This is a genomic window from Sorangium sp. So ce406, from assembly GCF_051474675.1.
Lineage (GTDB): Bacteria > Myxococcota_A > Polyangia > Polyangiales > Polyangiaceae > Sorangium > Sorangium cellulosum_G.
In genome coordinates this window covers 3,360,197-3,382,889 of the sequence record NZ_CP150340.1, presented here as the reverse complement: position 1 = coordinate 3,382,889, position 22,693 = coordinate 3,360,197, and the positions used below count along the sequence as shown (strand labels likewise).

Below are 22,693 nucleotides of genomic sequence, written 5' to 3'. Positions count from 1 at the left end.
GCGAGCTGAGCAGCGACGGAGCGCGCCGCTAGCGCTGCCCTTCCAGGCGCGCGGGCGCAAGGCCAATGTGCCATGGTCGAGCGCGCCCCCGGAATGTGGTTGCCGCCGCGGCCCGGCGCCACCCCCTCCGCGGCCCCGGAGCCGGCGGCCTCGGCGCTCGCCGCGACGCCGGGCGACTAGTCGTACGAGAGCCCGCGACGGCCCTTGTGCTTGCGCTTGCGCTCCTTGTCGGCGACGCCGATCTTCCCCCACTCGTACGTGACGCGGCGACGGAAGGCGCCCAGCGCGTCGCCGCCGTAGAGCAGGAGCTCGCGCGGGGAGTCCGTCTCCCCGATCGTCGGCTCCCAGAGGTCGGACGGGACGAAGGCGAGCAGCATCGGCGCGCTGAAGCGCATCCGGGCGATGATGAGCCCGCACGTCGTTCCGTCGCCGGGGCGCGCGCGCTTCGCGCGCTTGCCGCGCCCGCGCGCCTCCGTCTTCGCGCCGCCCGGGCGCGCGCAGCCGCCGCCGAGCACGAGCTCCTCGTTGCCGCGGGGGTGCCAGGTCCACGTGCGCTCGACCTTGAACGCGTCCTCGGCCGGCACGGGCCCGGCCGCGGCGCGCACCTCCTCCGGCGCGAGCAGCGAGAGCTGCGCCGCGACGCGGGCGTCGACGAGCGACTCCAGCCGGAGCGGACGATCGCGCGTCACCTCGAGCACCACCTCGAAGCTGTTCACCTCCCCGGCGCAGCAGCGCACGCCGACCTCGGGGCGGCGCGTATCGGGCTTGACGCCGCGCCCGTGGGCGCAGCGCCCCACGAGATCGCCCGTCGGCCCGTTGCCCCCGCGCAGCGTGACGAGCCCCGGCTTGCTGCTGTCCCGCAGCCACTGGCTCGAGGTCCAGGTCCACACGCCGCCGTGGAGATCGTGCACGCCGAACCCGCTCACGCACCCGGCGTTCACCCCGTTGGGCGTCAGCACCCGGCTCTGCCCGGTAGCGCACGCCGAGGCCTTGTACGTGTCGCCGTACTCGTACGTGGTGTTCGCCGGCCCCTTGCAGGCCCGCTCGATCTCGAGCTCCGTGCAGAGGCGCTTGCCCTGCGCCTCGCAGAGCGCGCGCGCCTCGTCCTGCGCGACGTTCGTGGTCGGGATCGCGCCGACCTCGTTGGGGTACGAGTAAAGGTCGATGTAGAAGCCGTGCATCACGACCTGCGCGCCCGCCATCTCCTCGTCGGCGATGCGCGGCAGCCGATCCGGCGGCGTGCCCGCGATGAGCACGCCCTTCGGGATCCATGCCATGCCCGGGCGCGGCTCCGGCTCGTTCAGGCCCACGTCCCAGGGCGGCGCGGCGTCGAGATCGGCGTCCGTGCTCGGCGACGGGCCGCCGCGATCGCAGCCGAGAGAGGCGGCGAGGAGCCCTGCGAGCGACACGGCGGCGGCGAGGGCCTTCCCCCTCGGCGTGCGGCCGGAGCGGTGCTCTCCAGGGACCACGAGCTCACTCGGGGTCGCGCTCGCGCAGGTTCAGCTCCTTCATCTTGAGCTGGAGACCCTTGCGCGAGATCTTGAGGAGCCGCGCGGCGTGCGTGACGTTGCCGTGCGTCTGCTTGAGGGCGCGCTCGATGAGGTCGCGCTCGAGCTTGCTCATCGCCGCCTTGACCTGCTCCTTGAGCCCGTCGGGCGTCGACGGGGCGAGGGCAGGGTCCGCCGTCGCGGCCACGAGCGGCAGCGACGCGCCGGTCGACGAGCTGGGGCCGCTGCGGATCTCCTCCGGCAGATCGTCGAGGCGGATGCGCGAGCCGTCGGCGAAGAGCAGCGCGCGCTCGACGACGTTCTCGAGCTCGCGGATGTTCCCCGGCCAGCCGTGCGACGACAGGCGCTCGAGCGCCTCGGGCTCGATGCCCTCGATGCTCTTCTTCAGGCGCGCGTTGAACTTCGCGACGAAGTGGGCGCAGAGGTGGGGGATGTCGCTCCTCCGCTCGCGCAGCGCGGGGAGCGCGATCGGGACGACGTTGAGGCGGTAGAAGAGGTCCTCCCGGAAGGTGCCCGCCGCGATCTCCCGCTTCAGATCGCGGTTCGTGGCGGCGACGAGGCGGACGTCGACGTGGATGGTCTTGATGCCGCCGACCCGCTCGAACTCGCTCTCCTGGAGCACGCGCAGGAGCTTCACCTGCATCTCGGTCGGGATCTCGCCGATCTCGTCGAGGAAGAGCGTCCCGCCGGAGGCGAGCTCGAAGCGCCCCGGCTTGGACGCGACCGCGCCGGTGAAGGCGCCGCGCTCGTAGCCGAAGAGCTCGGACTCCATGAGATCCTTCGGGATGGCCGCGCAGTTGACCTTGATGAACGGCCGGTCGCGCCGGCTGGAGTTCTCGTGCAACGCCCGCGCGACGAGCTCCTTGCCGGTGCCGCTCTCGCCGCTGATGAGCACCGTCGTCGGCGTGTCGGCGACCCGCTCGAGGATCGCGTAGAGCTCCTGGATGGGCGGGCTCTCGCCGATGATGCCGAACCGGTCGGAGCCGCCGCGGGGCTGCGCCGCGGAGACGTCGCGCGTGGCGTCCGCGCTCGCGAGATCGCGGGTGCGGAGGGCCTTCTTCACGACGACGCGGACCTCGTTCTGATCGAACGGCTTCGTGATGTAGTCGAACGCGCCCGTCTTGAGCGCCTCGACGGCGTTGTCGACCGTCCCGTGGGCCGTGAGGAGCACGACCGGCCGCGAGGGGTCGTCTCGGAGCGCGGCGCGGAGCAGATCCATGCCGTCGACCTTGGGCATGCGGAGATCGGTGATCACCAGGTCGATGTGGTGCTCCTTCAGGAACGCGAGGCCTTCCTCGCCATCCTCGGCGGTGTGGACCTCATAGCCATCCCGGCCGAGCTGGGCGCTGAGGACCCGCCGGAGGTTCGCCTCGTCATCCACGACGAGGATCTGCTTCTTTTCGGGGAGCATCACCGGGCGAGACTAGCAGAACCGGCCGCCTGGCAAGCGTCGGGACCGCCCGTGCGGCCGCGCCAGCGCCCCGAGCGCGACGTCGGCCGCGCCGTGACGCCGCGCCAGCGCCGCCGAGCGCGACGTCGGCGCGCCGTGACGCCGCGCCGACGCGCTGTACGGCGGCGGGCTTCCCCGGCGGTCGCCCGGGTCGCCCGCTCGGCCCGCCGGGCCGGCAGGGCGATCGCATTGCCTCGAAGTCCGCCCTGATTCCTTTTTCTCGCTGCCGGCGAGACGGATCAGTATGCTGCGCCCACTTCTCGTGGAGGGCGGCTCGGATGCGTGTGCTTCGGACTTGGCTGGTCGGTCTCGGCGCGGGGATGTTCCTCGCTGCGGGGTTGGCCCTAGCAGGAGATCCGGCCATCGAGTACCCCGAGTGCAACAGGACGGCGACGCCGGCCGACCTCGAAGGCGCCAAGGGCGCGCACAAGGCGGCGACGCAGTTCTACGAGCGGGCTGACTACGACCGCGCCATCCAGTACTGGAAGGACGCCTACCAGCTCGACTGCACGGCGCACGGCGTGCTCATCAACATCGCCAACGCCTATGAGAAGAAGGGCGACCGCGCCGAGGCGGTCACTGCGCTCGAGACGTACCTGGCCCGCACGCCGGACGCGAGCGACGCGCAGACGTTCCGGGACAAGATCCAGAACCTCAAGAACTCCATCCGGCCAACGCCGACGCCCACAGCGAGCGAGTCCGCGTCGGCGCCCGTGCTGCCCCCGCCGGTCCCCACCGCCTCGGCGGTCCCGAGCAACACCGTGGAGGCGCCTCCGCCGCAGCCCCCGCACGGCTACGCGCCGTGGATCGCCACGGGCGCCGGCGTGGTCACGCTGCTCGTCGGCGGCATCCTCACTTCGAGCGGCTTCGCGGACATCAGCGCCGCCGAGGAGAGCTGTCCGAAGCGGATCAACTGCGAGCCGGACGTGGCCGACCAGGGCAACCAGGGCCGCACGCAGGCGACCGTCGGCGGCGTGCTCCTCGGGCTGGGCGCAGCGGGCATCGCCGGTGGCCTCATCTGGGAGTTCGGGTTCAACCAGCCCCGGACGCCCTCCGGCCTGCTCGCGCCCGCCGCCAAGCTCCGGGTGACCCCGGTCGCCGGGCCGGGCACGGCCGGCGTCGGCGTGTCCGGCCGCTTCTGACGGCAGGCGAGCTGGTGACCCGCTGCCGGCGCGGCGCGGGCGCAACGTGAGCTGCCATCCCGGCCTGCCGGGGCGCGCTGGCGCCGCATGCAAGCAAGGGGGCGCCCGCCGGCGCATCGTTTACTCTTCCACCGTGCGTCTCAGCTCCTCCGCCCGCTTTCTCCTGACACGGTCCTGTCTGAACAGAGTTGCGATCCCCGGCGCGCTCGCGATCGCCGCGACGGCGGTGCTCGCCGACGCCGGCGAGAGCCCTGCCCCGGCGATCGCGCGGGTCGGCCGGCTCCTCGTGCCCGCGGCCGTCGCGGCGCCCAACTCGAGCGCCGCCTCCACGAGGGTGGCGATCCTCGCGACCTACCCGGGGGCAGCCCTGACCACGCTCCACATCGCCTCCCTCGGCGGGGCCAAGGCCGGGCCCGCGCTCGCCACGCTCCGGCACCTGAGCGATGCGGTCGTCCGCGCCCGCGTCGTGCCGCGGACGCCGATCGTCCTCGCGACCGCCGACACGAGCCCCTCCCGCGATCGCTCGTTCAACGCGAGCCTCTTCCGGCTCGAGCCGCACGCGGCGCCCGTCGCGCTCTGCGACGGCGTGGTGCACGCGAGCCGCCCGCTGGTCACCGCCGACGGGCGCGTCTTCGTCTCGCGCGGCGTCGCCGGACCGGAGCCGCCGCCCGACGGCGACCTCGCGCGGCTGCGGGTCGACGCGCTGACGATCGACGAGGTCGATCTCGCCACCGGCGCGACCCGCGCCGTGCACAGGCACACGGGCTACCTCGCCTTCCTCGCCGGGGCGTGGGACGACGAGCTCGTCGTCTACCGCGTCGCGCCGGGCTCGGCCGACATCGTCCTCGTGAACCCCGACACCGGCGCGACGCGCGTGGTCGCCCCGTCGATCCCGCCATTCGCACGCGATTTTTCCATCGACGCGGCGGCGGGCGCGCTCGTGTACCAGGGGCGGCACGAGGTCGACCCGGGTACGTGGGTCATCGACCGGCTCGATCTGAAGACCGGCAAGCGCACCCGGATCGAGACGAGCGCGAGTAACGGCCTCGCCCCGCACGCCTGGCCGGGCGGCGGGCTCGCGTACACGCCGGATCGCAGGACCGGGCTCCTCCTGGTCGGCGCCCGCGCCGCGCTCCGCGGCCCGCTCGGCGCTGGCGTCGACGCCGTGCAGGCCGTCTCGCCGGACGCAGCGTGGGTGGCCGCGCTGCACACGAACCCGTCCGCGTTCCCCGTGCCGTTCGCGATCCACGCGGAGAGCGGCGAGGTCGCCGCGATCCCCGCGCCGTCCGGCGCGCGCATCGCCGTCGCCGGCTTCACCACCGCGAAGGAGGAGCCGCGATGAGCCGCTGCCTCCTGGGCGCCGCGACGATCGGCGCAGCCGTGCTGCTCGCGCCGACCGCCCGCGCGGCGTACTGCCCCTGCTACACAGCGTCGAGCGCCTACAACGATCGCGGCTGCGCGATCGACGCGGTGCCGGGGACCAACCCCTCGATCGCGGAGTGGAACGCCATCTTCGATCGCGTCTCGCGGGGCCCCGCGGCCTGGGGGGAGGCCGGGCCCGCGCCCTTCGACCTTCGCCAGGGCTGCGACGTGTCCGAGGCGCCGCGCGAGGTCCCCGCCACCTTCCCCTGCGAGCTGCTGAAGGCGATCGGCATGCAGGAGTCGGGATGGCAGCAGTTCTGCGCGCCGGACCGACCGATGGACCAGGCAGGCGTGAGCTCGCGGACGATCATCTCGTTCGATTGCGGCTACGGCGCCTCGCAGATCACGAGCGGCATGCGCAACGGCGACAGCCCGGACTTCGATCCGCGCCGCGTGGCCGCCGATCCGGCGTACAACGCGGCCACCGGCGCGCACATCCTCGCCATGAAGTGGAAGGCCACACGCTGCGTCGGCGACCGGCAGCCGTCGGTCATCGAGCACTGGTACAGCGCCCTGTGGGCCTACAACGGCCTGTCGTACGTCAACAACCCGAACAACCCGAACCACGACGCGGGCCGCGGCGTCTACGATCCGGCGATCGGCGGCGCCGCTCCGTACCAGGAGCGGGTGCTCGGCCGGATGGAGCACACCGGGGAGCGCTGGGAGCGGACCGAGGTCGCGTACCCTGCCCTGGGAGAGATCGGCGGCGACAGGAGCCCGAGCGCGCTCCCGGATCCGCGCTGCGCTTCGCCGACGGACTGCACGCGCACGCGGCCGCTCCACGTCACGCGCTGCGCTGACGAGGGCGGCGAGACGGGCGGCGGCGGCGCAGGCGGAGCCGGCGATGCAGGTGGAAGCGGCGGCGAGGGCGGAGCCGGCGTTGCTGGCGGAACCGGCGGAGCTGGCGGAACCGGCGGCGAGGGCGGAGCTGGCGGAACGAACGGCGACGCGGGAAGCGGGGCCGTCACCGCGGGACAAGGAGGCGCTGGAGCCAACCCGGGTCACGAAGGCAACGACGACGAGGCCACCTCGACGACGGTGGGCGTCTACGGCCGTTGCACCTGCGACGCGCCCGGGAGCGGCGCCGCGGCCGGCGCGGCGTCCTGGCTCGCGCTCGGCGCCGGCGCGCTCGCCGCGGCCTGGCGGCGGAGGCTTCCGGGGCGTCGCCGCGCCGACTAACCTCGCCGACCATGCCACTCCCGCCCGGATCCGAGCGCATCGCCGCGTGGGCTGCCCGGCGAGGCCTTGCGTTCACGCCGCGCCCCGACGAGGCCTGGTTCCGCCGCTGGGAGCCGTACGACACGATCGCGCCGCCCTCCGCCTACCTCTCCGCGTGCACGTGGACGGCGAACCCCGGGCACGCGGTGATCGCCGAGCCCTGGTACGCCGACGGCGAGGCCGAGCCGATCGAGCGGTCGCTGCTCGGCTTCGCGACGCACCCGGCGCTCCCGCGCCGCGCCGCGATGCGCGTGGGCGAGCACTTCCTCACGCGGGTCGCGTTCATCGAGAGCCCTCCCCCGCCCAGGGTCGCGCTCGGAGACGCGCTCTGGGACGCGCACGTGACGACCTTCGCCGCCTCCCAGAGCGACGCCGCCGCGGCGTTCCATCCGCGCCTGCGCAAGCTCCTCGCCCGCCGCGGCTTCCAGGGCCACCTCGAGCTCCGGCGCGGCGGGCTCGTGGTCCACTGCGCCGGCCTGCGGCCCGTCCCGGAGCACTACGAGAGGCTGCTCGGCGTGGTGCGCGAGATCGTCAACGCGGCGATCACGTGAGCGCGTGATCACCTGAACCGGCGTGAACCGACGCGAACCGACGCGAACCGACGCGACCACGCACGCTGACGTGACATGACGCGGCGCAACGCGCGGCGCGCCGGCCGCCCCCGCCGGCCTGCCCTGTCGACGCGTCCGCCGCGCCGTTCTAGGCTCCCCGACCATGGCCAAGGTTCTGGTCGTCGAGGATGAGCCGGCGATCGCCGAGTCCATCGCCTACTTCCTGCGGCGCGACGGGTTCGCGGCCACCGTCGCCACCACGCTCGCGACCGCGGAGCGGGAGATCGACAAGGCGGACCTCATCATCCTCGACCTGATGCTCCCCGACGGCAGCGGCTTCGACCTCATCGGCCAGGTGCGGCGGAGCGCGGCGCGCGCCGCGATCATCGTCCTGTCGAGCCGCGACAGCGAGGCCGACCGCGTCGCCGCGCTCGAGACCGGCGCCGACGACTACGTCACCAAGCCGTTCTCGCCCCGGGAGATCGTGGCGCGCGTCCGGGCCGTCCTGCGCCGCGCCGCGCGGCCCGCGCTGACCAGCGACGCCCCCGCGCCGCTGCCGCTCGCGGTCGACGAGGCCACGCGGCGCGCGCACGTCAACGGCCAGAAGGTCGATCTCACCCGCGTCGAGTTCGATCTCCTCGCCTGCATGCTCGCCGCGCCGGGCCGGGTCTTCACGCGCGCGCAGCTCATCGACCGGGTCTGGGGCGACGGGTTCGCGATCACCGACCGGACCATCGACTCGCACGTGAAGGGGCTCCGGAAGAAGGTGGTCGAGGCCGGCGGCGACGCCGACCTCATCGAGACGGTGCGCGGCGTCGGCTACCGCGTCACGGACAGGCCGGGCCCCAGGGAAGGCGGAGACTGACCCATGCTGCGCCTCGTCGTCACCGCGGCGGCGGCGGTCTCGATCATCCTGCTCGTCGCGCTGTTCGCCTCGCGCCTCGTCCGCGCGCGGACGGCCGGCATGAGCATCCGGATGCAGATCTTCATCGCGCTCGGCGGCATCGTCGGCGCGTTCGCGTTCGGGCTCGGGCTGCTCGTCATCGATCGCATCGAGGCGCGCGCGACGCTGCTCGCCGAGGGCAGCGCGCGCGACGAGGCCGCCGCGTTCGCCGCCGTCGCCGCGATGGAGATGGAGGTCCGCGGCGTCGACCTCGCGGCGGTGCGCGCGCTCGACGGCGAGGCAGAGGGCCCCGCCGCCCAGAGCATCGCCCTGCTCGACCCGGAGGGCCGCGTGCTCCGGGCGCGCGGCGCCTCGCCGGGCGAGCCCGGGACGGTCTTCGTGACCGCGCCCATCGAGGTCCGCGGCCGGCGCGTCGGGAGCGTGCAGGTCGTCAAGCCGACCATCGTGGTGCAGCGCATGGTCGCCGACTTCGCCCCGCCGATCCTCGTGATCAGCACGGTGCTCGGCGCCGCCGCGGCGCTCTCGTCGTTCCTGATCGGCCGCACCATCGCGACGCCGATCGAGGCGCTCACCGAGTTCGCGGTGCGCGTGAGCGAGGGGGAGGTCCGCGCGGCGCCGCCGCCGGCGCAGGGCCGCGAGGTCCAGCGGCTGACGCGCGCGATCGACTCGATGCGCCGCCAGCTCGAGGGCCGCCCCTTCGTCGAGACGTTCGCCGCGGATCTCTCGCACGAGCTCAAGAACCCGGTCGCCGCGATCCGCGCCAGCGCCGAGGTGCTCGCCGAGGGGGCGCTCGACGACCCCGAGGAGGCGGCCCGCTTCGTCGCGCGCATCCGCGAGGCGATCACGCGCATCGAGGCGCTCCTCGGCGAGCTCCTGTCGCTCGCGCGCCTCGAGGCGCGCGGCGTGGAGCACGCCGCGGTGGTCGACCTCGTCGCGATCGCGCAGAGCGCCGCGGCGCGGGCGCGCGAGCGCGGCAGCCGCGTCGAGCTCGACGCGCCGGGCTCGGCGGCCGTGCGCGGCGACGAGCAGTGGCTGTCGCGCGCGCTCGACAACCTGCTCGACAACGCGCGCACGCACGGCGACGCGGCCGCCCCGATCCGGATCGCGCTGTCCCGCGTGGGCGGACAGGTCGCGATCTCGATCCGCAACCGCGGCGAGATCGGGCGGCACGTCGCGGGCCGCCTGTTTCGCCGGTTCGTGACGACCCGCGCCGACCGGGGCGGCACCGGCCTCGGCCTCGCGATCGTCAAGGCGATCGCCGAGGCCCACAGCGGCTCGGCCGAGTGCACCCACCGCGGGCCGCCCGAGGTCGAGTTCAAGATCTCGCTGCCGGGAGCCTGAGCCGGCACCCCTGAGCTCCCCCGCCTTCCCACACCTCCCCCGCGCTCATCCTGGTTTCCGGATGGTTTCCTCCGTTTGACACCGCGCACGATCGGTGGTTGCGAAGGCGCGGCTGGCGGTCGGGCGAGGCGATCTGCGTCGCGCGCGGCGCGTCACGCGCCGATTCCCTTGAGCTCTCCCGCGCCATCCTCCACAGAACCTCCACAATCGCATCACCGTCGTCCCCCCTACCGCGCCCATCCTCGGCGCACAGTGCGTCGTCCCCACCCAGGAAAGCCCATGACGTCCAGCAATCTCCCGAAGCACGTCGCGATCATCCTCGATGGCAATGGCCGCTGGGCAGCGGCTCGGGGCCTGCCCCGCATGCAGGGGCACCAGCACGGCGCGCAGGCCGTGCGCCTCTCGGTGCGCGCCTGCCGCGATCGCGGCATCCCGTACCTCACGCTCTACGCGTTCAGCGTCGCGAACTGGTCGCGGCCCAAGGACGAGATCGACGCGCTGATGCGCATCTGCCAGGAGTTCGCCGAGGGGGAGCACGACGAGCTGATCCGGCGCGGCATCGCGGTGCAGGTGGTCGGCGATCTCGAGGAGATCCCGACCCCGACGCGGCGCGCGATGGAGAAGCTCGTCGAGGACACGGCGGGGGGCACCGAGATGACCCTGGCGCTCGCGCTCAGCTACGGCGGCCGCCGCGACATGGCGAACGCGATGCGCGCGCTCGCCGTCCGCGCGCGGGCCGGGCTGGTCATCCCGGAGGAGATCAACGAGCACTCGCTGCGGAACTTCCTGACCACCAGCGCGATGCCGGATCCGGATCTCATCATCCGCACCGGCGGCGAGAAGCGCCTCAGCGACTTCCTGCTCTTCGAGGCCGCGTACGCGGAGCTGTTCTTCACGGACACGCTCTGGCCCGACTTCACCGAGTCGACCTTCGACGAGGCGGTCGCGACCTACAGCCGGCGACAGCGGCGGTACGGCCGGACCGGTGAGCAGGTCCGGCGCCTCGCGGCGTCGACCTGAACGGAGACGGCGGGGTGCGGCGCTCTCGCGCGCGCCCCACGCCCGCGGCCCTCGTCACGCGCGCCGTGCCGCGCGCGTAACGCTCGATTCCGGGGCCGCGATGCAGTACGAGAGATGCGCTTGTCGTCCCAAGCGCCCGTAGCTCAGCTGGATAGAGCAGCGGCCTTCTAAGCCGCGGGTCGCAGGTTCGAATCCTGCCGGGCGTGCCGAAACGTCCTCGGAGCGTCGCTTGACGGTGCCGCCTGCCGCGGACCACCATGTCCCTGGCGCATGAACAACAAGGTCGTGCTCGTGCTGGGCGGTCTGGTGCTGGGCGCGGCCTGCGCGCTCGCGACAGGGCGGGTGCGCGCGCAGGGGATCGCCCCGCCCGCGCCGGGCGCGCCGGGCGCGCCGGCGCCGCGGTGGGAGCAGGACTGCGAGCAGACGCACGGCATCGAGGAGGCGCGCGCGGTCGCGAAGGCTCGAGGCGAGGGCGGCTGGGAGCTCGTGGCGCTCGACGCCGGCGTGATGTGCTTCAAGCGGCTGGCCCCGGCGCCGCCGAAGCCGGCCGACCCCTGGCCGGGCTACTGACGGCGGGCGGATCGACGCCCCGCGCGCTGCGCCTCCGTCCCTCCGCGCTCGGATCGCGCGCGCACGGGCGCGGGCGCTTCCCCATACCGCCTGCGCGCGCGCCGGTGTAAGCGGATCGGCATGAGCGGAGAGCCCCTGTCGGAGCGAGAGTTCGACGCCGTGGCCGATCGGTCGTTGCGCGCGCTGGATCAGGCGATCAACGAGATCCCCGACGGCGTGGAGGCCGATCTGCAGAGCGGCATCCTCACGCTGGAGTTCGAGGACGGCATCAAGTACGTCGTCAACAGCCACCGCGCGGCGCGGCAGATCTGGATGGCTGCCGAGCGCGCGGCGTGGCACTTCGACTACCAGCCCTCCGAGGGCCGCTGGGTGGCGCAGCGGACCGGCGAGGAGCTCTGGAGCACGGTCGATGCCGTGCTGTCCCGGAAGCTCGGCCGCGCCGTGAAGCTCGAGCGCTGAGCCGCTGCGGTCAGAGGGCGACGCGCATGCCGAGCCCTCCGAGCAGGCCCGTCACGGAGGCGCCGACCCTGAGGTCGAAGGCGACGCGATCCCACGGGCGGAGCGCGAGGCCGATCTCGGGCAGCAAGAGCCACGGGTAGACGACCGGCTTCAGGCCCTGCGGCTTGCCGCTGGGGCGGGTGAACCAGCTCGGCTCGACGTAGCCGGGGTAGTGGTCTGCGTCGTAGTCGAGCTGGTTGCAGTACCGGAAGCTCCCCGCCGGGTCGTTCGGCCCGCGGCACTTCTTGTAGCGGTACGGGTCCCCCGGCACGAAGGAGCTCGGGTCGCCAGGGACGGCGTCGGCCGGGTACGCCTGGGTCCGGTAGAGGTCGCCGAGGAACGTCCAGCCCACGCCGATGCCCGCGCCGAGGCGGAAGGCGAACACCTCGTCACGATCGAGCGGGATGTTCCAGACCAGGCGGGCGCCCGCCTGGAGCGCCTGGAGATCGCTCTCGACGATCTCGTAATCGGTGTCCGGGTGTCCCTTCGGCTTGAAGGGCGTCTCTGGCATCTGGAAGCGCGCGTACGCGACCGAGAAGACGAGGTCGAACCGCCCTCCGAGCCTCGTGGAGAGCGCGATGTCTCCGCCGGGAACGAGGACGTTCCGACCTCCTTCCCCGAGGAGCTGGAACGCGATCTGGGGGATGAAGAAGCCCTGGAAGCCGGCGCCGAGCCACACGTCGCGCTGCCTGCGCCGCGGAGGGGGCGTCGGCTCGGGCATCTCCACGGGGCGCTCCGCCACCTCGCCCGCGCCTGGCTTGCCCTCGGCCGGTTTCTCCGGCGGCTTCGTCGCCACCGGCTTCGGCGGCGGCTTCTTCTCCGGCGGCTTCGTCGCCACCGGCTTCGGCGGCGGCTTCTTCTCCGGCGGCTTCGTCGCCACCGGCTTCGGCGGCGGCTTCTTCTCCGGCGGCTTCGTCGCCACCGGCTTCGGCGGCGGCTTCTTCTCCGGCGGCTTCGTCGCCACCGGCTTCGGCGGCGGCTTCTTCTCCGGCGGCTTCGTCGCCACCGGCTTCGGCTTCAGGCGCAGCTTGATCTCGCGCCGCTGCTTCTCCTTCAGCGTGATCTTCTGCGAGCTCTCCTCGTGGCCCTCGGCCCTGGCGACGACGACCAGCTGCACGCCCGGATCGAACCGTTGCGGCGTCGATGGATCGCCGATCGCCTCCCCGTTGATCTCGACCACGAGCCCCTCGTAGGGCTCGACCGGCTTCACCACGAGCGTCGGAATGCGCGCGTCGATCTGAGCCGCCTTCTTCTTTGCAGATGTGATGGCGGCGACATCTCGCGCGCTGTACCCGGGCTCCTTCTTCTCGCTTGCGACGGTGTGGTAGATCTCGCTCGCCTTCAGCAGCTCGCCTTGCTTCGCGTAACAGTCAGCGAGCGGGACCGCAGAGCTCGGGCGATGCCGCTGGCTCTCGGCGGACTCGAGGAGCGGGATCGCCCGCTTGCAGAAGCCGCCCTTGGCCGCATTGATGCCCTGGTTCGCCTCCTTGTCGCCCGGCGCGGCGAGCGCCGAATGAGCGAAAAGCACGGCCAGGAGGCCCACGAGAGAAGCGATCGGAAGACGCAAGAGGCGCTCAGTTTACCACCTCGCCCGCTGGACGCGCGGGCCGGACGTGTCGCTGCTGCGGATGTCGCGAACGGCACGCCCTGACGAGGATCGCGGAGCGCTGCCCACATTGGCTCCTGGCTTACCCGACAGCCACCTCGACGGAGCGAGCCGGTCCTGGACGGCCCGCCGAGCACCCACCCCGCAACGCGCCCGGAACGCGTCCAGAACGCGCCCCGAACGTCAGGGTACGACAGACGAAAAGCTCGACGCGCTCCGCTTTACACCTTCGACGCTGGACGAGAGCCCCTGTAAGCTCCCCCGGAATGGCTTCCGGCGCAGGTATCGAAGAACCGCACGGGCTGGGCGAGAGCACCAGCGCAGAGGGATCGGGCGGCGGCGTTTTGTCCGGGCCCGTGCGGCGTACATTGAAGGCAGGCGAGATCCCGAACACGCTGATCGAGTGCTCGCACTCGGTCGAGTGCGCGGGTTGTCCGCTCATCGCGGGCGATTACGCTGAGCAGCTCGGCACGAAGCGCGCGCGGGTCGTGTCCGCGGCGGCGCACTACCCGTCGCTCGAGCTGCTCCAGACGAGCCCGGTCATCCCGGCCGATCCGATCACCGGCTATCGCGGCCGAGCGAAGCTGATCGTCGCCCCCTCCGGCGCGATCGGGCTGTACGGCCGCACAGGGCATCACGAGGTCGTCGACATCCCGGGCTGCCGGGTCCTCGCCCCGGCGCTCGCCGCGGTGACCTCGCGGCTCCGCGAGCTGATCGCGTCGCCGCCGCCCGAGGTCCGGCCGCTGCTCCTGCCGTACGATCCGGCGCGGGGCGGCGTGCTCCGCGCGCTCGATCTGCGCGAGGTCCACCTCGCGCCGGGGACGCCGCTCTTCGCGGAGATGGGCGCGACGGAGGACAACCCGGCGTTCGTGCTGATCACGTTCGTCCTCCAGCGCGAGCGCGCGTGCACGCGCGACGAGCTGCGCGAGGCCGGCCGCGCGATCCGCCCGATGCTCCCCCGCGTCATCGGCGTCGCGGCGAACTTCCACGACGCGGAGGCGCCGCAGATCCTCGGCCCCGAGACGATCGTGCTCGACGGCGTCTCGCACGCGGAGGATCGGATCGGGCAGACCTACCACATCGCCGCGTTCGGCTCGTTCGTGCAGGCGCACCGGGCGCAGGCCGCGCGCGTGCACGCGCTCCTCTTGCGCGAGATCGCCTCGCTCGAGAACGACGGGCCCGTGATCGAGGGCGAGGCCGCGATGGGCCCGGCCTCCCGGCGCAAGGAGCCGCCGCGCATCCTCGACCTGTACGGCGGCTCGGGCGCGATCTCGCTCGCCCTGGCGCAGGGGGGCAACCGCGTGCTGATGGTCGAGTCGTTCGCGCCCGCGGCCTCGAACGCCCGCGCCGCGGCGGAGGCCCAGGGGCTGAGCCAGCGCGTCGAGGTGCGCACCGGCGACGTCGCGGAGATCGTCGCCTCCCTCGTCAACAGCTCGGAGAAGTTCGACGGCATCGTGGTGAACCCGCCGCGCCGCGGCGTCTCCCCGACGGCGCGCGAGGCAATCGCGCGGCTCGCCGCGCCGCTGCTCGTCTACGTCTCGTGCGACCCCGACACGCTCGCGCGCGACCTCGATCACTTCTGCCGCCTCGGGTACTCGTCGACGGAGCTCACGCCGCTCGACATGATCCCGCTCACGGAGGAGATCGAGACGATCGCCGCGCTCCGGCGGACGCCCCCGCCGGCGCCGAAGGTCATCTACGACGACGACGGCGTGCTGGTGGTCGAGAAGGGCCCGCACGAGCCGGTGGCCTCGCAGGCGGAGTACCTCGGCTCGCTGCTCACCCGCTGCGCCCGCATCCCGGGCGTCACCTCGACGCCCGTCATCGTGCACGCGCTCGACCCGGGCACGAGCGGCCTGGTCATGCTCGCGCGCAACGAGGAGGCGGCCGCGCGCTGGACCGAGGCGCTCACGAAGACGGGTCGCCTCATCTACCTGGCGGCGGCGAAGGGCGTCACCCCGGGCAAGGGCGCGATCACGCGCGACCTCCGGGAAGGCACGCGCACGTACACGGCGCGCACGCGGTACCGCCGCCTCGCGGTCGCGTCGGGCCACTCGATCCTCCGCGTCATCCCGGACGGCGGGCGCACGCACCAGATCCGGCGGCACCTCGCCGCGATCGGCCACCCGATCCTCGGCGACGAGCGCTACGGCCACGTGCCGACGAACCGCTACTTCGAGGAGAAGCACGGGCTCGATCGCTCGTTCGTGCACCTCGTGCGCATCGAGATCGAGCACCCCCGCACCGGGGTGAAGATGATCATCGAGTCCACGCTGCCCGGCGATCTGCGGTCCGCGCTCGAGCGGTCGACCGGCCCCTCGGTCCTCCGCTTCCTCGAGCAGAAGCACGCGCTCGGCGAGCAGCGGGCCGTGGCCGTGACGAGCACCGCCACGGATGAGCCGGCGCCGAGCAGCAGGATGATCCCGCTGCGCACCGACGACTCCGAGTCCGCGCCGCCGCCCTCGATCCGCAGCCCCGGGCCCATCTCGATCCGCGTCCCGGATCTGGACGAGTCGCCCCGGACCATCCGGCACCCGATCATCTCGACCGGCGACGAGGACTGAGCGGCCGCACGGCTGTGCCCGCCTGCGGCACAGCGGCCGGCCGCGCCAGGCCATGGCGGTGCGCTCCCGCGCCGGTCTTCCCCTCCCCGCCCCCCACGACATCTCGCCCGCGCCGCGGCACCAGGCCCGCGGCGGAGCGTCGTGACCCCGGCACCACCGCCGGGGCGCGGGGCCTCGCGCTACGCCGAGGCGCGGGTCGGCTCGCGTGCCCGACCTGATCCCACCTTGGATCGATGAGCAGCGGGCGGATCTGGTAGGCTTGCCGGCGGCATGTCCACGTTTCCAGAAGACCGCCCTCGCATCCTCGTCGTGGACGACGAGAAGGTGATCCGCGACATGCTGGCCGACTTCCTCGGCATGGAGGGCTACTACGTCCGCACGGCGGAGGACGGCACCAGCGCGCTGAACGAGCTCACGAAGGGCCATTACGACCTGGTGATCAGCGACCTCAAGATGCCGCGGATGGGCGGCATCGCGCTGCTCGACGAGATCGGCAAGACGGCGCCGAACGCGCTCACGGTCATCATGACGGGCTTCGGCACCGTCGAGACCGCGATCGACGCGATGAAGCGGGGCGCCTACGACTACGTGCTCAAGCCGTTCAAGCTGGACGAGGTGGTGCACGTCGTCCAGCGCGGGATCGAGAAGCAGCGGATGGCCGCGGAGAACATCCGCCTGCGCGAGGCGGTGTCGCTCTACAAGGTGAGCGAGGCCATCGCCGCGAGCCTCTCGCTCGACCAGGTGCTCGAGACCGTCGCCGACAGCTGCCTGCACGAGGTGCGCGGCGATCTCGTCTCGACGTGGCTCGACGACGGCGAGGGGAGCTTCTTCGAGCGGCAGCACCTCCGCGGCGCGTCGGTCCCCGCGGACGCGGACCTCGGCCGGCTCGACCCGGCGATCGTGCTCGAGCACTTCCGCCCGGACGCGCTGCTCCTCGAGCAGGGCATGAAGGGGCTCAGGTTCTTCGCGGCCGAGCCGGCGCTGCCGCTGCAGTCGCTGGTCGCGGTGCCGCTCCGGATCCAGAAGCGCCTCATGGGCTTCATCTCCGTCGCGTCGTTCACGCGGACGAAGCGCTTCGACGAGGGGCAGCGCAAGCTGCTCAGCATCATCGGGTCGCGCGCGGCGGCGGCCATCGAGAACGCGCGGCTCTACCAGGACCTCCAGGCGACGTTCCAGCAGACGATCGAGGGGCTCGCCAAGGCGATCGACAAGATGGATCGCTACACCGCGGGCCACTCGGATCGGGTCGCGATCTACGCGGTGATGCTGGCCGAGCGGCTCGGCCTCGGCCCGCACGAGATCGAGATCGTGCGGCAGAGCGCGCTCATGCACGACATCGGCAAGATCGGGTGCGTGCTCAACCTGAACAAGCCGGGCAAGCTCACGAACGACGAGTACGAGGTCTTCAAGCGGCACCCCGCCTACGGGCGCGACATCCTCGATCCGATCAAGTTCCTGCACCCGCTCATCCCCGGCGTGCACCTGCACCACGAGCGCTGGGACGGGCGCGGCTACCCGCTCCGGATGCGGGGCAACGAGATCCCGATCATCGCGCGCATCATCTCCGTGGCCGACACGTACGACGCGATGACGAGCGACCGCTCGTACCGCAGGGCGCTCCCCCACGAGGTCGCGGTGGCCGAGATCGAGCGGTGCTCGGGGTCGCAGTTCGACCCCGAGGTCGCGGCCAGCTTCACGACGCACATCGAGGCGTACCGCGACGAGCGGCGCGCGCAGGGCGAGAAGATCCCCGAGTAGCCATGCCGACGACCTCGCTCCGCGACCTCCTGAAGCCCCCGCACGACCCGGACGCCGCGCTGGCCGCGCCCGGGCCGAGGCGCGCGCGCGCCGCGTGGATCGGCCGGCGCCGCTACGCCCCGATCCACGATCTGCAGAAGCAGCTCATCGAGGCGCGCGCGGAGGGGCGGATCGGCGACACGATCCTGCTCCTGGAGCACGATCCGGTGATCACGCTCGGCCCGCGGGCGAACCCGGAGAACGTGCTGCTCGACTCCCGCGCGCTGAACGAGCGCGACATCGATCTCGTCGCGACCGGCCGCGGGGGCGACGTCACCTACCACGGGCCCGGCCAGCTCGTGTGCTACCCGCTGCTCGATCTGAGGCCCGACCGGTGCGACGTGCGCCGGTACGTGCGGTCGCTCGCGGAGGTGATGATCCTGCTCGCGCGCGAGCACCACGTCGAGGCCGGCGTGGTGGACGGGATGATCGGCGTCTGGGTCGATCGCGCGGCCCCAGAGGAGTGGGGCGGCGCCGAGTGGGCGCGCGAGATCGCCAAGCTCGGCGCGATCGGCGTGCGCCTGTCGCGCTGGCTCACGATGCACGGCTTCGCGCTCAACATCGCGGTGGATCTCAAGGGGTTCGAGATGATCGTGCCCTGCGGCATCCGCGAGCACGGGGTGACGTCGCTCCACGAGCTGACCGGACGCAGGCTCAGCGTCGCCGAGGTCGCCCTCGCGAGCGCCCCGCAGCTCGCCCGTGGGCTCGACATCGAGGTCGGCCGCGTGGAGGATCTCTCCGGGGTCGCCGACCTCGCGGGCGCGCTCCTCGCCCCGGAGGCCGTCGCCGGCGAGGGCCGGAGCGCGCCCTGACCCACGCCGGCCGCCGCCGGCCATGCCTGGCGGCGCGAGGCTCACCGGCGCGATGCTCGGCGGCGGTCGCGCCATCGTCGCGCCGCGGCGGCGCGGCCAGGCAAACGGTGTCGCTCGGCCGTGCCGTGGGCTAAAAGCCGTCGCGTGAGCGCGCAGCCCACGACTCCGCCCCGCCAGGGCGACGGGAGCTCCCCCCTCGGCCGCGGCGCCGCGGCGGCGCGCCCGCCGTGGCCGCGGCCCCTCGCCGCCTCGCTCGCCGCCGCGGCCGGCGCGGCGCTGCTCGCCCTCGCGCTCCTCGGCCCCGTCGCGATGGTCGCCGTCGGCAAGCGCAGGGCCGCCGCGTGCCTCGCGTTGATCGAGGCGCCGCGCGGCCCCGCGCTACCCGACTGCCGCCCCGAGATCCGCTGGTTCGCGCTGCCGTCCCGGCTGCCGTGGACCGACGAGGCGGCGAGCGCGCACGCCGAGGAGCTCGGCGTGCGCGCCGCGGTCGCCGCGTACATCGACGCCGCCGTCGGCCGCCCGGCGCGCGCGGCGCTCGCCAGCGCGACCGAGGCGCTCGACACGACCGAGTCGGTGGTCGCCGCCGGCTCCGGGCGCATCACCTTCGATGCGCTGGGGCCCGCCTGCGGCGCGCCGCGCCTCGGCCGCGAGGCGGCGAGGCTCGGCGACCGCCGCACGCTCCTCGAGCAGCCCGACCGCTGGCCCGACTGGCACGTGCGCGTGCACGCCCTGCGCGCGGCGCTCGCCGAGGGGGACCTGCCGCGCGCGCTCGCGATCGCGAGCGGCTACGCGGGGATGGATCCGCGCGACGAGGACCTGCGCACGACGACCGGCGCGATCCTCTGCCTGGGCAACAGCGCCGAGGCGAAGCGCGGCGTCGAGCTCCTGACGCTGAACCAGAACGACCGGGCGTCGAAGCGCCACGCGGGCATGGCGCGCAACTGGGGCGAGATCCGCGCCGTCCTCGTCGCCTGCGCAGCGCGGGCCGGCGTGGAGCCTCCGCCGACGCCCGAGGACCCGGAGGCCGGCGTGGCCGACGCCGTCGAGGCGCGGCTCGCGCAGCGCGCCCGCCTCGCCGCCGCCATCGCCGGCCCGGGCGCCGCCGAGGCGAAGCAGCGCGCGCTGCGGGCGATCCGGGACCTGCTCGGCTCCGCCGCCGCGGTCGCGCCGGGGGCCCGCAGCGACCTGCTCGCGGTCGTGCTGGCAGAGGACGACGCGATCGACGCGGCCGAAGCCGCCGCGCTCGCGCTGCCCGAGGACGAGGGGGACGAGCCTGCGACCGGGGAGGAAGGCGCTGCGGTGATCGGAGCGGCGGGCGCTGCTCCGGCGGGCGTTGCGCCGGCGCTGCGGGCGGGCTCGCTGCTCGCGATCGACTGGCTGCCGGAGCGCGGGCTCGCGAGGCCCGCCGTCGCCGGGTCGCTCCGCGCGCGCGCCGCGGCGCGGGCCGCCGAGCTGGCCGCCGCCCCTCGGCTCTCGCCGCCGGAGCGCGACGCCCTGCGCGCCTCCGCCGGCGCCCTCGCGCTGGACGCCGCGCGCGAGCTCGCCCTCGAAGGCGACGCGCCGGCGGCGATCGACGCGCTGGATCGCCTCGCGGCGCTCGCCCCGGAGCTCGCGCCGGACGCGGCCCGCGCGCTCGCGCGCTCGAGCGCGTGGCTCCTGGCGGGCGATCGCGATCGCGCGCTCGATCTGATCGAGCGCGTCGACCTCGCCGCGGCGCCGCCGTCCCTCCGCGCCGCCGTGCTCCTGCAGCGCGCCGAGCTCCTCGCCTCGCGCGGGCGCCGGCTCGACGCCGCGCGCGCTGCCGTCCTCGCGGACGAGGAGTCCGCCGCGCGCTCCGACCCTGCGCGCGGCGCGCCCGGCGCGCGCCCCGGGCTCGACCTGCTCGACGTCCGGGCGCGGTGGACCCGGCTCGCCCTCGCGCGTCCCCCGGAGGCCGCGCCGCTCCGGCAGGGCAGCCCGCCCGCGGCGCTGCCGGCGGATCTCTCCGCCGCGTGGCCGTGGGTCGGCTTCGCCAGCCTCGACGCGCCCTGGGCGCGCGCCGACCAGCCGGCGCTCTCGCGCGCGCTCGCCGCCTGGAGCGCCGCGCGCGACGCCCCGCCGACAGCGCGCCGCGCGCTCCGCTACGCCGCCCTTCGCCGGCGCGGCGACGCGCCGCCCGCGCTCGTCCCGTACGCCGCGGTCGCCGCGCAGCTCCTCGGCGACGGCGAGGGCGACGCCGAGGTGTGGCTCGACGCCTTGCTCGCGATCGACGCCGCGCGCTTCTCGCTCCGGCACTACACGTTCGCCCGGGCCGAGGCGGCGCGATGGCGCGGCGACGACAGCAGCGCGGCCGCGTGGCAGCGCCGGCACGACGCCCTGCGCGCCGTGGCCGCCGACCCGACCCGGGCCGAGATCGCGCGCCACCTCGGCCTCTGAGCCGCGCCCCGCGCAGCGCACCCCGGACGTACCCCTGCGGCGTGGCGTTTCGTCCCATGCCCAGAAAACATGGAGCTCACGTCCTCGTACGGCTGGCGGTGGAGGTACTCGGTTCCTACGCTACAGCCTGGCTCGCGACGGATCGCTCGCGGGGAGAGTCCTCATGTGTCCTCATTGCGGAAAGAACGCGCCCGTCATTCACCGCGGGCTCGCTGCGTATTGCACCGCGTGCGGCCGGGAGCGCCTGCCCTTCGCGGGCAAGTCGGTCAGCCTGGCGGGGAAGCCGTCCCGGTTCGGCGGGGCCGTCGCCGGCGCGCTCGGCTGGCTGGTCCTCATCGGCGGCACCGCGCTGGCGCTGCTCCTCGGCCTGGGCGCTGCCGCGCTGTTCCCCGGCTCGATCGCCGGCCTCGCGATCGGCCTGCCGATCGGGTTCGTCGCCCTCACGGTCGGCCTGCTCCTGCTCATCGGCGGGCGGAAGCTCTCGCGCTCCGGGGTGAAGGCCTCCCGTGACGCGCAGGTCCAGGCGATCTTCTCGCTCGCGTCGCACCGCCGCCGCCCGCTCACGGCGCACGAGGTCGGCGTCGTGCTCGACCTGCCGACCTCGGAGGCGGACGCCCTGCTCACCGAGCTCGCCAAGCAGCGCCCCGACGAGGTCGGCGTCGAGATCGGCGAGCGCGGCGACATCCTCTACACCTTCCCCGGCATCTCGGGGCAACCCGGCGTCCGCTTCCCCCAGCCCTCGCTCCGCGTCGATGCGCGCGACGGCGCGCCCGACCCCGCGGCGCGGATCTACGCGGAGGAGTTCGAGGAAGAGGACGCGGGGGTCTCCCACGCGCCGCGCCGCGAGCAGCTCCGCTGAGGATTCCCGCGGCGCGCATGCTAGCCTCGCGCCGCGCGCCCGCATCGAGAGCCCGGGGCGCGCGTCGCCACCTGCGCCCCGCGGTTCGACGCGGGGCGCTCCGGGCCGATCGCCGCCACCGACCATGAGATGCTCCCCTGCCGCCCCGCTCACCGCCGCCGCGCTCGCGCTCGTCGCGCTCCTCGCCCCCTCCCGCGCAGACGCCTTTGAACGGCAATGGCACGCCGGCGCCAGCGTCGGCTACGCGCTCCTCGCGGACGGCGGAACGTACCCCGGGATCGGCGGCAGCTTGCACCTCTCCTACGGCCTCACGGACGCCTTCAACGCGCTCGTCGAGCTCAACACCGCGTCGCACCCGGGCGGCGATCTCATGTTCCTCGGCGCGTCGGCCGGCGCCGCGTACGTCATCGACATCCTGCAGTGGGTCCCTTACGTCGGCCTCATGACCGGCGCGTACGACAGCGTGCGCCTCGCGCCCTGCGGCTCGTATGGCCGGCCGGGCTGCCACCGCGGCCAGTTCGGGGTCTCGATCCCGTTCGGCATCGACTACGCCTTCAACCGCGAGTTCGCCGCCGGCTTCGCCGGCAAGTACACGCTGCTCCTCCCCGGCGCGGGCGACGGTCCGGGGAGCTACTTCACCGCGTTCGCCCGCGCGGAGTTCCTCTGGGGCTACTAGCCCCGCGGCGCGCGACCGAGCCCGCCGACTGGAAGCCGATCCTCGACCCGGAGAGCGCCCTCTCGCGCGTGACCTCCTTCGGAGAGGACGCGCGCGGCGAGCGCCTCGTGCTCTCGCAGGACGGCGAGCACCACGTGCTCTCGCGGGACGGCGAGATCCACAGGTTCACCCGGCGCCGGTGACCCGCGCCGGCGTGCCGCGGAGCCCCGCGCGCGCGGCCCGGCGACCGGGTGCGTCCCAGGCAGGCTTCCGGCGGAAAACGGCTGTCATTCCCGTGCCGTCTGGCGCGGGAAGCGTTTACAAAGAGCGGGCGCAGTCGTGCGAGGCCTCCGAGCAAGCC

Annotated in this window: 18 protein-coding genes and 1 tRNA gene; 16 read left to right on the top strand and 3 right to left on the bottom strand. The window is 73.9% G+C overall.

What is annotated here, in order from left to right; genetic code table 11:
• Positions 1 to 176: 176 nt before the first annotated feature.
• Both WME96_RS12695 and WME96_RS12690 read right to left on the bottom strand, forming a co-directional pair.
• Positions 177 to 1,469, bottom strand: a complete 1,293-nt coding sequence (locus WME96_RS12695) for a formylglycine-generating enzyme family protein (protein ID WP_437290397.1) — start codon at positions 1,467 to 1,469, stop codon at positions 177 to 179.
• A 4-nt stretch (positions 1,470 to 1,473) separates the two neighbouring features.
• The gene (locus WME96_RS12690; protein ID WP_061617219.1) at positions 1,474 to 2,919 is read right to left on the bottom strand and encodes a sigma-54-dependent transcriptional regulator; all 1,446 of its coding nucleotides are present in this window, start codon (positions 2,917 to 2,919) and stop codon (positions 1,474 to 1,476) included.
• A gap of 377 nt (positions 2,920 to 3,296) precedes the next feature.
• Between WME96_RS12690 and WME96_RS12685 the strand changes: the two genes are divergently transcribed.
• From WME96_RS12685 to cyaY, 10 genes are all read left to right on the top strand, one after another.
• Positions 3,297 to 4,100 carry a tetratricopeptide repeat protein gene (locus WME96_RS12685; protein ID WP_437290396.1) on the top strand — a complete coding sequence of 268 codons (804 nt, stop codon included), beginning with the start codon at positions 3,297 to 3,299 and terminating at the stop codon, positions 4,098 to 4,100.
• A gap of 133 nt (positions 4,101 to 4,233) precedes the next feature.
• On the top strand, positions 4,234 to 5,442 hold the full coding sequence (locus tag WME96_RS12680) for a hypothetical protein (RefSeq protein ID WP_437290395.1): 1,209 nt from the start codon (positions 4,234 to 4,236) through the stop codon (positions 5,440 to 5,442).
• Entirely contained in the window at positions 5,439 to 6,701 is a 1,263-nt protein-coding gene (locus WME96_RS12675; protein WP_437290394.1) for a hypothetical protein, read from the top strand. The genes WME96_RS12680 and WME96_RS12675 overlap by 4 nt, the downstream gene beginning before the upstream one ends.
• Before the next feature lie 11 nt (positions 6,702 to 6,712).
• Positions 6,713 to 7,291: a hypothetical protein gene (locus WME96_RS12670; RefSeq protein WP_437290393.1), complete on the top strand. Its 579-nt coding sequence runs from the start codon at positions 6,713 to 6,715 to the stop codon at positions 7,289 to 7,291.
• 163 nt (positions 7,292 to 7,454) lie between these two features.
• Positions 7,455 to 8,156, top strand: coding sequence for a winged helix-turn-helix domain-containing protein (locus WME96_RS12665; RefSeq protein ID WP_433935718.1), 702 nt, complete (start codon positions 7,455 to 7,457; stop codon positions 8,154 to 8,156).
• A 3-nt stretch (positions 8,157 to 8,159) separates the two neighbouring features.
• Positions 8,160 to 9,536 (top strand): histidine kinase dimerization/phospho-acceptor domain-containing protein, encoded by a 1,377-nt coding sequence (locus tag WME96_RS12660; protein WP_437290392.1) that lies wholly within the window; start codon positions 8,160 to 8,162, stop codon positions 9,534 to 9,536.
• 279 nt (positions 9,537 to 9,815) lie between these two features.
• Positions 9,816 to 10,556 carry a polyprenyl diphosphate synthase gene (gene uppS / locus WME96_RS12655; protein ID WP_437290391.1) on the top strand — a complete coding sequence of 247 codons (741 nt, stop codon included), beginning with the start codon at positions 9,816 to 9,818 and terminating at the stop codon, positions 10,554 to 10,556.
• 132 nt (positions 10,557 to 10,688) lie between these two features.
• Positions 10,689 to 10,762 (top strand) — tRNA-Arg (locus tag WME96_RS12650).
• Between the two features lie 64 nt (positions 10,763 to 10,826).
• Entirely contained in the window at positions 10,827 to 11,126 is a 300-nt protein-coding gene (locus tag WME96_RS12645; RefSeq protein ID WP_437290390.1) for a hypothetical protein, read from the top strand.
• A gap of 120 nt (positions 11,127 to 11,246) precedes the next feature.
• Complete coding sequence (gene cyaY / locus WME96_RS12640) at positions 11,247 to 11,585, top strand: iron donor protein CyaY (protein WP_437290389.1); 339 nt, start codon at positions 11,247 to 11,249, stop codon at positions 11,583 to 11,585.
• Between the two features lie 10 nt (positions 11,586 to 11,595).
• Here the strand turns inward: cyaY and WME96_RS12635 are convergent, their stop codons facing one another.
• A complete protein-coding gene (locus tag WME96_RS12635; protein ID WP_437290388.1) occupies positions 11,596 to 13,152 on the bottom strand; it encodes a hypothetical protein in 1,557 nt (518 codons plus the stop codon).
• Between the two features lie 434 nt (positions 13,153 to 13,586).
• Between WME96_RS12635 and WME96_RS12630 the strand changes: the two genes are divergently transcribed.
• The 6 genes from WME96_RS12630 (at position 13,587) to WME96_RS12605 (ending at position 22,353) form a co-directional block, all read left to right on the top strand.
• Entirely contained in the window at positions 13,587 to 15,794 is a 2,208-nt protein-coding gene (locus WME96_RS12630) for a pseudouridine synthase (RefSeq protein WP_437290387.1), read from the top strand.
• 270 nt (positions 15,795 to 16,064) lie between these two features.
• Positions 16,065 to 17,552 carry an HD domain-containing phosphohydrolase gene (locus WME96_RS12625; protein WP_437290386.1) on the top strand — a complete coding sequence of 496 codons (1,488 nt, stop codon included), beginning with the start codon at positions 16,065 to 16,067 and terminating at the stop codon, positions 17,550 to 17,552.
• Between the two features lie 2 nt (positions 17,553 to 17,554).
• The gene (gene lipB / locus WME96_RS12620; RefSeq protein ID WP_437290385.1) at positions 17,555 to 18,403 is read left to right on the top strand and encodes a lipoyl(octanoyl) transferase LipB; all 849 of its coding nucleotides are present in this window, start codon (positions 17,555 to 17,557) and stop codon (positions 18,401 to 18,403) included.
• 144 nt (positions 18,404 to 18,547) lie between these two features.
• Positions 18,548 to 20,818, top strand: coding sequence for a hypothetical protein (locus tag WME96_RS12615; protein ID WP_437290384.1), 2,271 nt, complete (start codon positions 18,548 to 18,550; stop codon positions 20,816 to 20,818).
• A gap of 163 nt (positions 20,819 to 20,981) precedes the next feature.
• Positions 20,982 to 21,677, top strand: coding sequence for a hypothetical protein (locus WME96_RS12610; RefSeq protein WP_437290383.1), 696 nt, complete (start codon positions 20,982 to 20,984; stop codon positions 21,675 to 21,677).
• Between the two features lie 124 nt (positions 21,678 to 21,801).
• A complete protein-coding gene (locus tag WME96_RS12605; RefSeq protein WP_061617968.1) occupies positions 21,802 to 22,353 on the top strand; it encodes a hypothetical protein in 552 nt (183 codons plus the stop codon).
• Positions 22,354 to 22,693: the final 340 nt, after the last annotated feature.

Bases quoted from the DNA above. Each gene is read 5' to 3' on its own strand.
- WME96_RS12690 (WP_061617219.1), bottom strand. From the start codon at position 2,919: ATGCTCCCCGAAAAGAAGCAGATCCTCGTCGTGGATGACGAGGCGAAC.
- WME96_RS12605 (WP_061617968.1), top strand. From the start codon at position 21,802: ATGAGATGCTCCCCTGCCGCCCCGCTCACCGCCGCCGCGCTCGCGCTC.
- WME96_RS12645 (WP_437290390.1), top strand. From the start codon at position 10,827: ATGAACAACAAGGTCGTGCTCGTGCTGGGCGGTCTGGTGCTGGGCGCG.
- WME96_RS12660 (WP_437290392.1), top strand. From the start codon at position 8,160: ATGCTGCGCCTCGTCGTCACCGCGGCGGCGGCGGTCTCGATCATCCTG.
- WME96_RS12665 (WP_433935718.1), top strand. From the start codon at position 7,455: ATGGCCAAGGTTCTGGTCGTCGAGGATGAGCCGGCGATCGCCGAGTCC.
- WME96_RS12610 (WP_437290383.1), top strand. From the start codon at position 20,982: ATGTGTCCTCATTGCGGAAAGAACGCGCCCGTCATTCACCGCGGGCTC.
- lipB (WP_437290385.1), top strand. From the start codon at position 17,555: ATGCCGACGACCTCGCTCCGCGACCTCCTGAAGCCCCCGCACGACCCG.
- WME96_RS12670 (WP_437290393.1), top strand. From the start codon at position 6,713: ATGCCACTCCCGCCCGGATCCGAGCGCATCGCCGCGTGGGCTGCCCGG.
- WME96_RS12675 (WP_437290394.1), top strand. From the start codon at position 5,439: ATGAGCCGCTGCCTCCTGGGCGCCGCGACGATCGGCGCAGCCGTGCTG.
- uppS (WP_437290391.1), top strand. From the start codon at position 9,816: ATGACGTCCAGCAATCTCCCGAAGCACGTCGCGATCATCCTCGATGGC.
- cyaY (WP_437290389.1), top strand. From the start codon at position 11,247: ATGAGCGGAGAGCCCCTGTCGGAGCGAGAGTTCGACGCCGTGGCCGAT.
- WME96_RS12625 (WP_437290386.1), top strand. From the start codon at position 16,065: ATGTCCACGTTTCCAGAAGACCGCCCTCGCATCCTCGTCGTGGACGAC.